This is a genomic window from Catenulispora sp. MAP12-49 (genome assembly GCF_041262705.1).
Classification (GTDB): domain Bacteria; phylum Actinomycetota; class Actinomycetes; order Streptomycetales; family Catenulisporaceae; genus Catenulispora.
In genome coordinates this window covers 159412-172408 of the sequence record NZ_JBGCCP010000011.1, presented here as the reverse complement: position 1 = coordinate 172408, position 12997 = coordinate 159412, and the positions used below count along the sequence as shown (strand labels likewise).

The 12997-nt window shown below is 70.1% G+C and carries 8 protein-coding genes; 6 read left to right on the top strand and 2 right to left on the bottom strand.

Features of this window, described 5'->3' with window-relative positions; translation table 11 throughout:
• Positions 1-155 precede the first annotated feature (155 nt).
• Entirely contained in the window at positions 156-893 is a 738-nt protein-coding gene (gene deoC, locus ABIA35_RS21660) for a deoxyribose-phosphate aldolase (RefSeq protein WP_370344062.1), read from the bottom strand.
• Positions 894-1017: 124 nt separating this feature from the next.
• Here deoC and ABIA35_RS21655 point away from each other — a divergent pair, with 124 nt between their 5' ends.
• From ABIA35_RS21655 to ABIA35_RS21640, 4 genes are all read left to right on the top strand, one after another.
• Positions 1018-1788 carry a GntR family transcriptional regulator gene (locus ABIA35_RS21655; RefSeq protein ID WP_370344060.1) on the top strand — a complete coding sequence of 257 codons (771 nt, stop codon included), beginning with the start codon at positions 1018-1020 and terminating at the stop codon, positions 1786-1788.
• Between the two features lie 64 nt (positions 1789-1852).
• Entirely contained in the window at positions 1853-3109 is a 1257-nt protein-coding gene (locus ABIA35_RS21650) for a M23 family metallopeptidase (protein ID WP_370359078.1), read from the top strand.
• A gap of 74 nt (positions 3110-3183) precedes the next feature.
• A complete protein-coding gene (locus ABIA35_RS21645; RefSeq protein WP_370359077.1) occupies positions 3184-4686 on the top strand; it encodes an ArnT family glycosyltransferase in 1503 nt (500 codons plus the stop codon).
• 178 nt (positions 4687-4864) lie between these two features.
• A complete protein-coding gene (locus tag ABIA35_RS21640; RefSeq protein WP_370359076.1) occupies positions 4865-8866 on the top strand; it encodes a glycoside hydrolase family 3 C-terminal domain-containing protein in 4002 nt (1333 codons plus the stop codon).
• 86 nt (positions 8867-8952) lie between these two features.
• Here ABIA35_RS21640 and ABIA35_RS21635 read toward each other — a convergent pair whose 3' ends face one another.
• A complete protein-coding gene (locus ABIA35_RS21635; RefSeq protein WP_370344056.1) occupies positions 8953-9867 on the bottom strand; it encodes an alpha/beta fold hydrolase in 915 nt (304 codons plus the stop codon).
• Between the two features lie 346 nt (positions 9868-10213).
• Between ABIA35_RS21635 and ABIA35_RS21630 the strand changes: the two genes are divergently transcribed.
• Positions 10214-12214 carry a putative Ig domain-containing protein gene (locus tag ABIA35_RS21630; protein ID WP_370359075.1) on the top strand — a complete coding sequence of 667 codons (2001 nt, stop codon included), beginning with the start codon at positions 10214-10216 and terminating at the stop codon, positions 12212-12214.
• A 113-nt stretch (positions 12215-12327) separates the two neighbouring features.
• Positions 12328-12927: a hypothetical protein gene (locus ABIA35_RS21625; RefSeq protein ID WP_370359074.1), complete on the top strand. Its 600-nt coding sequence runs from the start codon at positions 12328-12330 to the stop codon at positions 12925-12927.
• Positions 12928-12997 lie beyond the last annotated feature (70 nt).

The window sequence follows — 12997 nt, the reverse complement described above, 5'->3', positions numbered from 1 at the left end:
GTGGCGGGCTTCGCACTGCCGGCCGTGACTCGGCGGCCCCAGCCGGCAGCGCTCCGGATCCCCGGATCCAGCTCAGGCTAACCAGGCTCAGCTCAGCAGGGCATCACCGGCTCACCCCGGAGCGTCAGCCCGCGGTCGCCGACGACATGGTGACTTCAGTCGATGAGGGCGGAACCGGAATCGGCGATCCGGCGGTCCAGGTCGTCCAACATCGACACGGTGGTGGTGGCGCCGAAGCGGGTGGCGCCCAGGCTGTGCAGCAGCAGCAAGGCGTCCAGTGTGCGCACGCCGCCGGCGGCCTTGATCCGCACCGCGGGCGAGACCGTGCGCCGCATCAAGGCGATGTCGGCGGCGGTCGCGCCGCCGCCGGCGAACCCGGTGCTGGTCTTGACGTACGCCGCGCCCGCGGCCTCGGCGGCCTGGCAGCCGGCGGTCTTCTCCTGATCGGTGAGGTAGAAGTTCTCGAAGATCACCTTGACCGGATGCCCTTCGGCGGCCTCGACGACGGCGGCGATCTCGGCGCGGGTGAAGGCGGTGTCGCCGGCCCGCAGGCGGCCGATGTCGATCACCATGTCGATCTCCTGGGCGCCCAGGGAGACCAGCTCGCGGGTTTCGAAGACCTTTGTCGCGGTGGTGCTGCTGCCGTGCGGGAAGCCGACGACGGTGCCGACGGCCACGTCGCTGCCGCGCAGCGCTTTCGCGGCCGTCGCGACGTCGCCGGGGCGCACGCACGCCGACGCCGTCCGCTGCTCCAGCGCGACGGCCAGGCCGGCCTCGACGTCGGCCGGGGTCAGCTCGGGGCGCAGCAGCGAGTGGTCGACCATCTTCGCCACGGCGGCGCGGGTGGGCAGCGGGCCGGTCCAGCGCGGGACATCGAGCGAGGTGACAGACATGGGGTCCTCCTTCGAGGATGATCGGTGTAAGCTGTCTATACAGCCTATACAGCTTCCATGAATTTTCTGGCTTCTCTGGCTTCTCGGGCTTCACCCGCTTCTCACTGGGAGGTGTGCACCGGTCATGGCGACACCGCGACCGCTGTACGAGCGCATCGAGCGGCAGCTGCGCCGCCGCCTGGACGCCGCCGCCGACGGGGAGCCGTTCCCCTCCGAGCCGCGGCTGGCCGAGGAGTTCGGCGTCTCGCGGATGACCGTGCGCGCGGCGCTGTTGGGCCTGGAGCGCGACGGCCTCCTCGAACGCGTGCCCGGCCGCGGCAGCTTCGTGCGCAAAGCCGCCGCGCAACGGCCCGTCGGCACCCTGCTCAGCTTCCACGACCAGGCCCTGGCCGCCGGCCATACCCCGCGCTCGCGCGTGCTGCGGGCCGAGCGGCGGCCGGCCTCCCCGCAGGAGGCGGCGCTCCTGTGGCCCGGTCCCGACGGCGCCCCGGACCCGGCCGAGGTGGTCGCCATCAGCCGGATCCGGCTCTTCGACGACCTGCCGATCGCGGTCGAACACGCCGTCTTCCCGGCGGTTCTGGACGCACTGCTCACCACCGACCTGGAAACCGGGTCGCTGCACAACGCCTTGCGCCGCCTTGGCGTCCTGCCGACGCTCGGCTCCTCGCTCCTCACCGCGCGCACCGCCGGCGACGACGCCGTCGACCTCGGCGTCACCCCCGGCACGCCGATGCTCGTCGAGACCCGGACCATCCACGATCAGGACGGCAACCCGGTCGAGCACACCGTCAGCTCCTACGTCGCGGACCGCTACGCGCTGAAGGTCGAGTTCGCGGTCGTCACACCGGAGCGCCCCGACACTCCCACGGTCGGATCAAAGACCGGGCAGCGGTGATCAGCCCCCGTACGTTCTCCCCGTCATCGGACGTTCCGTTCAGGAACCGACTTCAGGGAAGAACATGCGGAGAACCCTCAGCTCGTGCCTGATCGCCGGAGCCCTCGGGCTGCTCAGCAGCACTCCGGCCGTGGCCGTGGCGGTGGCCCGGTCGGCCCCGCAGGTCCCTGCCGTCCAGGTCACCGCCGTTTCGGTGGCGGCCAGCATCGAGCCGACGCAAGTGCTCGGCACCGACGGCCTGACGCACCTGGCCTACGAGTTGCTGATGGTGAACTACGGGACCGATCCGGCGACCGTCGCCTCCGTGCAGGCGCTGGACGCGGCCGACCAGTCTCGGGTGCTCGACTCGCTGTCGGGCGCGGACGTCGCGGCCCGCTTCAAGATCGCCTCGATCGGCGGAGCGCCGAGCGCCGCGGCGGTCATCGGTCCGGGGCAGGAGGGGATCGTCTTCATGGACGCCACGGTCGTCGGCGGCCGGGGCGTCCCCCGCGACATCGTCAACAAGGTGCGCATCACCTATCCCGAACCGCAGGCCGGCGGGCTGGTCCCGGCCGACGTCACGGTCACCGTGGCGCGCACCCCGGTGTCGGACGTCCCCGCGCCGGTCATCCAGCCGCCGCTGAGCGGGACGCGCTGGTTCGACGCGAACGGCTGCTGCTCGGTCCTCACCGCGCACCGCGGAGCGGTGAACCCGCTCAACGGCGGCCAGAACTTCCCCGAGCGCGCCGCGATCGACTGGATCAAGCTGGACGACCAGAACCGGCTGTTCACCGGTGACCCGACCAAGCTGTCCAGCTACGCCTACTACGGCGCCCCGGTCATGGCGGCCGTCGACGGCGAGGTGGTCGTGGCCGTCGACGGCCTGCCGAACCAGGTGCCGACGATCGAGCCGCCGCTCGGGACGCTCCCGCTGACGGACTTCGCCGGCAACCACGTCATCGAGAAGTTCACCTATGCGGGCCGCGTGTACTACGCGCTCTACGCGCACATGGTGCCCGGCAGCGTCCTGGCGCACGTCCACGTCGGCGAACACCTCCGCGCCGGCCAGACCATCGGCCAGGTCGGCAACAGCGGCAACACCACCGCGCCGCACCTGCACTTCCAGGTCATGGACCAGCCGAACGAGCTGGCCTCCCAGGGACTGCCCTTCATGCTCGACCGCCAGTACCTGCGCGGCCGCGCGGCCAGCGAGAACGTGCTCGACGACCTGTTCGCGGGCAAGCCCTTCACCTACGCCCCGGGTGTGCAGCCGAGCTGGCTGTTCTACCGGATGCCGATCTACCTCGACGTGGCCGACTTCTACCCGGAGAAGGGCCGCTGAGGCGAGTGCCGTCCGTAGGTTTTCCTCAGGAATCATTCACGGCGGCTTAAAGACCGGGTTCCACCATGCACAGGATGCGAGTGCATGAAAACGGTCTTCCGGTCGGCGGCGGTCTTGGCCTGCGGCGGCTCAACGCCACCGCGGCCACGGCCGTCGTCGCGACGGTGCCCCGACCGCGGACGGCCGCCCGGCCGTTCGCCGGTCTCGGCCTCCTTCTCGGCGAGCCGTTGCGCCGGGTGCTGCCGATCGTGCTGGTGATGCTGGCCGTCGCCGGTTCGCTGGTGGTGCTCGTGGTGGCCCGGGCGCCGCAGTTGTCGATCGTCGACGAGGCCGCGCACGCCGACTACGCCTACCAGGTCGCGCACGGGCATGTGCCGGCCAAGGGCGGGGTCGTCGACGCCGAGATCCGCTACGAGTGGTACTGCCACGATCTGGGCGCCGCGGTGTCCTCGGCGGACTGCGCCGCGGGATTCAGCGACGACTTCCAGGCCGACGCGCAGGACTACACGTTCGGTGACCCGCCGCTGTACTACCTGGTCACCGGCTATCTGAGCCGGGCGCTGAGCCCGCTGGTGCCGGGTGCGCACGACTTCATCACCGCCGGCCGGGTCGTCGGGGCGCTGTGGCTGTTCGCCGGGATGCTCGTGCTGTATCTCGCGCTGCGGGCCTTCGAGGTGGAGCGGCGGTACGCCTGCTTGGGCGCGGTGCTGCTGCCGCTGTGCCCCGGCGTGCTGGCCGCCGCCAGTTCCCTGACCAGCGACGCGCCGTCCGCGCTGTGCGGGGCGGCAGCGCTGTACGTGCTGGCCCGGATGATCGTGCAGGGCCGGACCGGCTGGGTTCTGCCGTTCGCCGTCACGGCGCTGGCCACCGGGACGAAGATCCTGAACGGCGTGCCGATGCTGGTGGTCGGCGGGTTCGCGGTGGTCCTCGCGGTGGGGGCCTGGCGGCGCGGCGACCGGGGCGCCGCGCTGCGCACCGGGCGGATGGCGCTCGCGGTCGCGGTCGCCTTCTGTCTGGTCTACGGCGGCTGGACGGTGTTCCAGAGCGGACGCGGCCAGGCCGGCTGGGTGAACCCGAACCTGGCCGACAGTCTGCCGCTGGCCGGATCCGCGGCCGGCGACCTGCTCAGCAACCTGTTCGGCACCTTCCAGCACCTGACGACCAACTACTGGCTGGCCGACAACGTCAACGGCGAATCGGTGGTGATCTGGGCGACGCTGCTGTGCGTGGTGCTCGGCGCCGCGCCCTTCGCGCTGATGGCCACCAGCCGCGTGCGCTCCTGGAGCTGGCAGCTGGGCGTCGGCACCGCGGTCGGCATCTCGGCGGTCGCGGTGGTCGTGGAGACCCAGGTGTTCGCCTCGAGCGGACGCTACTTCGCGGTCGTCGCGGGCCGGTACGCGCTGAGCTTCCTGCCGTGGGCGATCGCGTGCCTCGCTGTCGTGGCGAGCCGCCGCCGGCTGGCGCGCAGCGGGATCGCGTTCACCGGGCTCGGTTTGACGGTGATGCTGCTCGCCACGACCGGGCTGTTCACCCTCGGGCCCGCGCTGAGCAGCCGGACGTCCTTCCTCGTCGGCTGATTCCCAGGTTGGTCCGGTTGCGCAACTTCGCGCAGGCCGGAACCGGTAACGGATGCGGTTACGGGATCGGTTCCGGAACCGGTTCTTCATTGACAGTGGTTAACCCGCGCGCAATATTCAAGCCGGACGAGGGCGCCCTCCCTGCCATCTGTTAGCTCAGAGGACTGAAGGGACTGCAATGAGGCTCCTCAAGCTTGCGCGCGGGTCGACGCCCTCGCGCGGCCGGCCACGACCGGTAGTACGTACCCTGCTGGCGGCGGGGGCGTTGTTCGCCGCGTCGCTGACCGGTCTGCCCGGCCAGGCGCACGCCGCCGCCGGCAGCCCGTTCGGCGGCACGCCGGTCGCGCTGCCCGGTTTGGTGCAGGCCGCGAACTACGACACCGGCGGCCAGGGCGTCGCTTATAACGTCACCGCGACCAATGGCACCGCCAATAGTTATCGCGCCGACAGCGTCGATCTGGAGACCACGGCCGACACTTCGGGCACCAGCTCGGCCGGCGGTGCTTATGACATGGGGTGGACGACACCCGGGCAGTGGTTCAACTACACGGTCAGTGTTGCCACGGCAGGTACATACAGCGTCGCATTCCGTTTGTCCTCCCCGTATGGGATCACCGATGCGTTGCATATCGCGGATGCTTCGGGGGCGAATCTGACCGGTTCGGTCGCTGTGCCGAACACCGGCGGCTATGAGACGTGGGCGACGGTCACCGCGAGTCTGATCCTGCCGGCGGGCACCCAGACGTTGACGGTGAAGCAGGACACGAACGGTTGGAACTTCCACAACATGGCCTTCACGCTCACCAGCAGCAGTGGTGGCGGTGGCGGCGGTGACAAGCCGTTCGGCGGGACCCCGGCGCCGGTGCCCGGCACGGTGCAGATCGCCAACTACGACACCGGCGGTCAGGGCGTCGCCTACAACGTCACCGCAGCAAATGGCTCGGCCAACAGCTACCGCACTGACGGCGTGGACCTGGAGGCCACCGCGGACACGCAGGACACCAGTCCTCCGGGCGGCGCCGACGACATGGGCTGGACCGGTGCCGGACAGTGGTTCCACTACACGGTCCAGGTGGCCACCAGCGGCGTCTACACCGTCAGCTTCCGCGTGGCCGCACCGGCGGCGATCGCCGACGCGCTGCACATAGCGGACTCCACCGGCGCCAACCTGAGCGGTGCGGTCGCCGTTCCGGCCACCGGCGGGTATCAGACCTGGGCCACCGTCACCGCCACCGTCACGCTGGCGGCCGGCGCGCAGACGCTCACGGTCGCCCAGGACGCCGCCGGCTTCAACATCCACTTCCTGTCCTTCGCCCAGGGCACCAACGGCGGCGGTGGCGGCGGCCCGACGCAGTACTGCGGCTACCAGGACCTCGCCCTCGACCAGCCGACCACGGCCTCCTCGACCTACTCCGCCACGGGCAACCTGGCCTCCGCGGCCACCGACGGCGACCCGGGCACCCGCTGGGAGAGCGCGTACAGCGACCCGCAGTGGCTGGAGGTCGACCTGGGTTCCCAGACCTCGATCTGCGCCGCCGCGCTGTCCTGGGAGGCCGCGTACGCCTCGGCGTTCCAGATCCAGACGTCCACCGACAACACGACCTGGAACACGGTCTACTCCACGACCACCGCCACCGGCGGGAGCCAGTCGTTCACGTTCTCGGCGACCGCCCGCTACATCCGGATGTACGCCACCAAGCGTGCGACGCAGTGGGGCGACTCCGTCTTCGAGTTCGACGTCTACGGTCTGACGAACGTGCCCCCGCTCTCCGGCGGCACCGGCAACGGCGGCAACGGCGTCTGCCCCTGGGTCGGCTCCACCGCGCCGGTCGCGCAGCGGGTCCAGCAGGTCCTCACCACCATGAACCAGACCGAGGAGTTCACCCTGCTCTCCGGTGACGGCGGCTCGTCGTACATCGGCCAGGTCGCCGCCATCCCCAACCTGTGCATCCCGCCGATGAACATGCAGGACGGCCCGACCGGTGTCGGCGACGGGACCGGCGGGGTCACCGCCTACCCCGACGGCGAGTCCGCGGCGTCCACCTGGGACCCGGCGCTGATCCAGCAGGAGGGCACCGCGATGGGTGCCGAGTTCGCCGGGAAGGGCGTGAACGTCTCGCTCGGCCCGACAACGAACCTGGTGCGCGACCCGCGCTGGGGCCGGACCTACGAGACGTACGGCGAGGACCCGTTCCTGGCCGGCCAGATCACCTCGGCCCAGGTGCGCGGTCTGCAGAGCCAGGGCGTCCAGGCCATGGTCAAGCACGTCGCGGCCTACGACCAGGAGACGTACCCGAACGGCGGCAACAACGAGACGGTCAGCAACCAGGCGCTCCAGGAGCTGTACCTGGCTCCGTTCGAGTCCACCATCGCGCAGTCGGCGCCGGCCTCGTTCATGTGCTCCTACGCGGTCGTCAACGGCAGCGCGTCGTGCCAGAACTCGTACATGCAGACCAAGAGCCTCGACGGTGCCGCGGACTACGGCGGCTACATCACCTCCGACTGGGGCGCCGACTACAACAACGTGGCCTCGGTCGTGGGCGGCATGGACATCGGGATGCCGTTCCCCGGCTCGATCCCGGCCGACCTGGCCAACGCCGTCAAGGCCGGCACCCTGAGCCAGTACGCGGTGAACGCGGCCGTCAGCCGGATCCTGACCCAGATGTTCGCGTTCGGCATGTTCGACAACCCGGCCAGCGGCTCCCTGTCCAACACGGTCACCTCGGCCGCGCACCAGCAGACGGCGCTGCAACTCGGCCAGGAAGGCACGGTCCTGCTGAAGAACAACGGCCTGCTGCCCCTGAACCCGACCAGCGCCAAGACCGTCGCGGTGATCGGGACCGACGGCGGCGCCGGCGTCGAGATCGCCGGCGGCGGCAGCGGCACGGTGACGAGCGCGAACACGATCTGGCCGGTCACCGGCATCCAGAACGCGGTCGGGCCGAACGTCAAGGTCACCTACACGCAGGGCGACGACAACGGCACCACCGACATCCCGCAGGCGGTGAGCGCGGCCCAGGCGGCGAACGACGCGATCATCTACGTCAGCGCGCCGGAGGGCGAGGAGAGCGACCTGAAGACGCTCGACCTGTCGGCGGCCGACGAGACGATGATCTCCGATGTGGCGGCGGTGAACCCGAACACCATCGTGGTGATCAACAGTGGTTCGCCGGTGGTCATGCCGTGGCTCAACTCGGTCGCGGGCGTGTTCGAGAACTGGTACGGCGGTGGGGAGACCGGTGCTGCGGTGGCCTCGCTGATCTTCGGTGCGGCGAACCCGTCGGGCAAGTTGCCGGTGACGTTCCCGTCGTCGTTGAGTCAGGTTCCGGCGCAGACCACGGCGCAGTGGCCGGGTACGCCGACCGGTCCGGTGTACAGCGAGGGTGTGAACATCGGGTACCGCTGGTATCAGTCGCAGAACATCGCGCCGGCGTTCCCGTTCGGGTTCGGGTTGTCCTACACGAAGTTCTCCTTCTCCAACCTGGCTGTGGGCGGGTTCAATGCCAATGGTCAGGCCACGGTGACCGCGACGGTGACCAACACCGGATCGGTCGCTGGTGCGGAAGTGGCGCAGATGTATGTGGGGGATCCGGCCGCCAGTCAGGATCCGCCGAATCAGTTGGCTGGGTTCCAGCGGGTGATGCTGAATCCGGGGCAGAGTGCGACAGTCACGTTCCCGTTGAGTATTCACAATCTGGCGTCGTGGTCGGCGACTGACAACCAGTGGGAGGCCCAGGCCGGCAGCTATGTGATCCGGGTCGGGGATGCCTCCAACAACCTGCCGTTGACCGGTTCGACGTCGCTGGCGCACACGTTGACCGGGCAGGTGGCCGCTGGTGCGTCCTATGCCGGGGTGTCGTCGGCGAACACGGCGGTCAGCGCGAACGTCACGCCGAACTCGGGTGTGGCAGGTTCGGAGACGGTCGGCGTGGTCAACCCGTTCGGGTACAGCAGTCCGAAGGGCACCGGGGTGTCGTTCCCGATGCAGGCTGTCGATTCCAACAGCGCGGCCACGCTCACCTACAGCGCCACCGGGTTGCCGCCGGGCATCAGTATCAGCGGCAACGGCACGATTTCCGGCAGCGGAACGACGCTGGGGACCTACACCGTGACCGTCACCGCCACCGACGGAGCGGGGGTGTCAGGCACAGCCACCTTCGTGTGGTCGATCGTGCAGTGACAGTGACAGTGACAGTGACAGCGATCTGACGTGAGGGCCTTCCGGCAGCCGGAAGGCCCTCACATGCGTCGGAGTCGATCCGGCGCTCAGACGAAGAACTGGTTGAACTGGTCGATGACCGCCTGCGGCTGCTCCTCGACGAAGTAGTGGCCGGTGTCCGGCACCACCACGACCCGCACATCAGTCCCCTGCGTCGGCAGCGTCGCCTGCATCTGCGCGGCGAACAGGGTGTTCACCATGCCCAGCAGCGGCACCGTGACCTTGCCGTACGTCGCCAGGTCGGCGATGTCCTGGTCGAATGTCTGGTACCAGCCGTTGCCGCCGCGGATGCCGTCCGGGCTGTTGTAGGCGTTCGCGTAGATGGCGCGGTCCAGTGGGGTGACAGCTTTCTGATTCAGCAGGAGGTTGTCGAACATCCAGTCCACGATGTACTGCGCGCGTCCGACCACCAGTTCCTCGGGCAGGCCGGCCACCTGGTTGAAGGCGAACCACCAGGGATAGAACGGCGAGCCGGGCTGCGGGAGCATCGGGATCTGGTAGTAGCCCGGGTTCGGGTGCACGACGTCGAGCATCGCCACGCGGCGCGCGGTCTGCGGGTGGTTCACCGCGAAGGAGAAGGCGACCATCGAGCCGATGTCGTGGCCGGCGACGTCCGCCTGTTCGTAGCCCAGCGCCTGGATGAAGCCGTGGACGTCGCCGGCCATGGTCTTCTTGTCGTAGCCGCCGGCCGGCTTGTCCGAGCCGCCCATGCCGCGCAGGTCCAGGGCTATCACCCGGCGTCCGGCCGCGGCCAGCGCGGGCATCACCTTGCGGTACTCCCACCAGGTCTGCGGCCAGCCCGGGAGCAGGATCAGCGGTGCGCCCCGGCCGCCGGCGACGTAGTGCAGGCGCAGGCCGTCGACGGTGACGTGGTCGCTGGTGAAGCCGGCCCCCAGGGACTCGGCCAGCTGTGCGTCGCTGAGGGCGTCGGCAGTGCTCGCGGCCGGGGCTGTGTCGCTCAACGTTCTGTCTCCTCGGTGGGGTTGGGAGCGATCTTTATCAGGGGTCTGTTTCACCCGTGTCCCGACTACCCCACCCGGCCCAGGGGTAACCGCCGCGCGGCGGCCGGACAAGGGTAGGGCGGCCCCGGACAAGGGTTCGGCAGGCCCAGCGGCACGTCAGAGCACGGTCAAGTCAAGGAGTGAGTCAGGGCCCCGGCACGGTTGTCTAGACCTCTGGGGGCGATTACGGTGCCGCACAGCGGGGCGGCCGGTCTCATCTCCCGAGCGGCCGCCGATTCCCTGTCCAGGACGGAAGGCTCGCGGCACGCCGCGCGCCCATGTCCCCTTGCCATGGAAAGGAGTCCGAGTGGACAAGATTCGCTCGGCGTCACGCACACGATCCGGGTGGGCCGGTCGGCTCGCGGGCCTCGGTGCCGCGGCCGCGCTGGTCTGGGGCGGTTTGAGCGTCCCGGCCTCCGCGGCCTCGGTCGCCGTGCCCGCCGCCGGTTCCACCACCACATCTACTACATCCACATCCACCACCACCGCCGGTACCCACCAGGCACCGGACTACGTCCGTTCCTGCGCGGTCCCGACCCACCAGGGCCAGATGGCGTGTCTGGCGCTGCGGCGCACCGACGTGCCCGCCCACCGGGCCACCGCCGTGCCCGCGGCGGTCTCCGGCTACGGTCCCTCCGACCTGGTCAGCGCCTACAACCTGCCTTCCGGCGGGGCCGGGCAGACCGTCGGCATCGTGGACGCCCAGGACGACCCGAACGCCGAGAGCGACCTGGCGGCCTACCGGTCCAACTTCGGGCTGCCGGCCTGCACCACCGCCAACGGCTGCTTCCGGAAGATCGACGAGAACGGCGGCAGCAACTACCCGACCCCCGACACCGGCTGGGCCGGGGAGATATCCCTGGACCTGGACATGGTCTCGGCGGTCTGCCCGCAGTGCCACATCCTGCTGGTCGAGGCCACCTCGGCGAACATGGGCGACCTGGGCACCGCGGTCAACCAGGCCGTAGCGCAGGGGGCGAAGTTCGTGTCCAACAGCTACGGCGGCTCAGAGGACAGCTCGGACACGTCGTCGGACTCGAGCTACTTCCACCACCCGGGTGTCGCGATCACCGCGAGCACCGGTGACTCCGCCTACGGCGCGGAGTACCCGGCCACGTCGCAGTACGTGACGGCGGTCGGCGGCACCTCGCTGACCCGGGGCGGCGGCACACGAGGTTGGAGCGAGTCGGTGTGGTACACCAGCTCCACGGAGGGCACCGGCTCAGGGTGCTCTGCGTACGACCCGAAGCCGTCCTGGCAGCACGACACCGGCTGCTCGCGGCGCATGGAAGCCGACGTATCCGCGGTGGCCGACCCGGCCACGGGTGTCGCGGTCTACCAGACCTACGGCGGCTCGGGCTGGTCGGTCTACGGCGGCACCTCGGCGGCCTCGCCGATCGTCGCCTCCGTGTGGGCGCTGGCCGGCGCGCCGAACTCCGGCGACATCGCGGCCCAGTACCCGTACAGCCACACGGGCAGCTTCAACGACGTCACCTCGGGCCGCAACGGCAGCTGCTCGCCGGCCTACTTCTGCACCGCGCAGGCCGGCTACGACGGCCCGACCGGCTGGGGCACGCCGAACGGCACCTCGGGCTTCAGCTCGGGCTCGAGCGCCGAGACCGTCTCGGTGACCAACCCCGGGAGCCAGAGCACGGCGGTCGGCGGCGCGGCGTCGCTGCAGATCGCGGCCACCGACTCGGCCGGCAAGGCCCTGACCTACAGCGCCACCGGGCTGCCGGCGGGCCTGTCGATCAGCAGCGGCGGCCTGGTCACCGGGAAGCCGACGACCGCCGGCACCAACTCGGTGACCGTGACCGCCTCCTCCGGGACGGCCACCGGCTCGGCGACCTTCACCTGGACGATCACCGGTTCGGGCACTGAGACGGTGTCGGTGCGCAACCCCGGCAGCCAGACCGGCGCGGTCGGCACCGCGGCGTCGCTGCAGATCTCCGCCGCCGACTCGGCGGGCAACTCGCTGACCTACAGCGCCACCGGCCTGCCGGCGGGCCTGTCGATCAGCGGCAGCGGCCTGATCTCCGGAACCCCGACCACGGCCGGGACCTCCTCGGTGACCGTGACCGCGAGCTCCGGGACGGCCTCCGGCTCGACCACCTTCACCTGGACCGTCACCGGCGGATCCGGCGGCGGCTGCACCAACCTGACCCCGTGGAGTGCGACCACCTCGTACTCGCCGGGCGACGTGGTCTCCTACAACGGCCACAAGTACACCTCCACCTGGTACTCGACCGGGGCCACCCCGGGCGCTCCGGCCTCGTGGGCGGTGTGGACGGACAACGGGGCCTGCTGAGGTAGGAGGGCCCCCAGCGAGGCGTTCAACCCTGGGGTGGAGGCGCGGTTTCCACCCGCGTCCCACCTCTGGGTTGAAGAAACACCAGGTCGTCGGCTTGCATAGTCATAGTCATGACGACAACCGACTGGATCATCGACATCGCCCTCGTCCTGATCGTCTTCCGCCAGCTGCGCGAGGAGCGGATCACCAAGGCCACCTTCATCGTCCCGCTCGCGATGATCAGCTTCGCGGCCAAGACCTACCTGCATGGCATCCCCACCGCCGGCAACGACCTGGTGCTGATCGGAATGTTCGCCGGTGTGGGCGTCGTCTTCGGCCTGTTCGGCGGCCTGCTGACCCGGGTGCGCAACCTGCACGGCCAGCCGCACGTCAAGGCCACCGCCGGCGCGGCCGCACTGTGGGTCATCAGCATGGGCTTCCGCCTGGGCTTCGCAGTCTGGTCCTCCCACCCCTCCGGCGCCGCGCACCTGGCCAAGTTCTCCGTCGCCCACGACATCACCAGCGGCCAGGCCTGGGTCACCGCCCTGATCCTGATGGCCTTCGGCGAGGTCGTCGTCCGGCTCGGGACCATCGGGATCCGCGCCTGGGCCCTGTCGAACCGCACCACGCGTGAGCCGGTGACGGAGCCGATGACCGAGCCGGCGGGCGACCTGGACTGGCTGATCCAGGAGGCGAGGATCCCGTCGATCCCGTCGAAGGCGAGCCGGTGAGCGCGGTCATCGACGCCTTGCGGCCCGACTCGGATCACCGAGTCGGGCCGCAAGGCGTCGATGGGGGTGA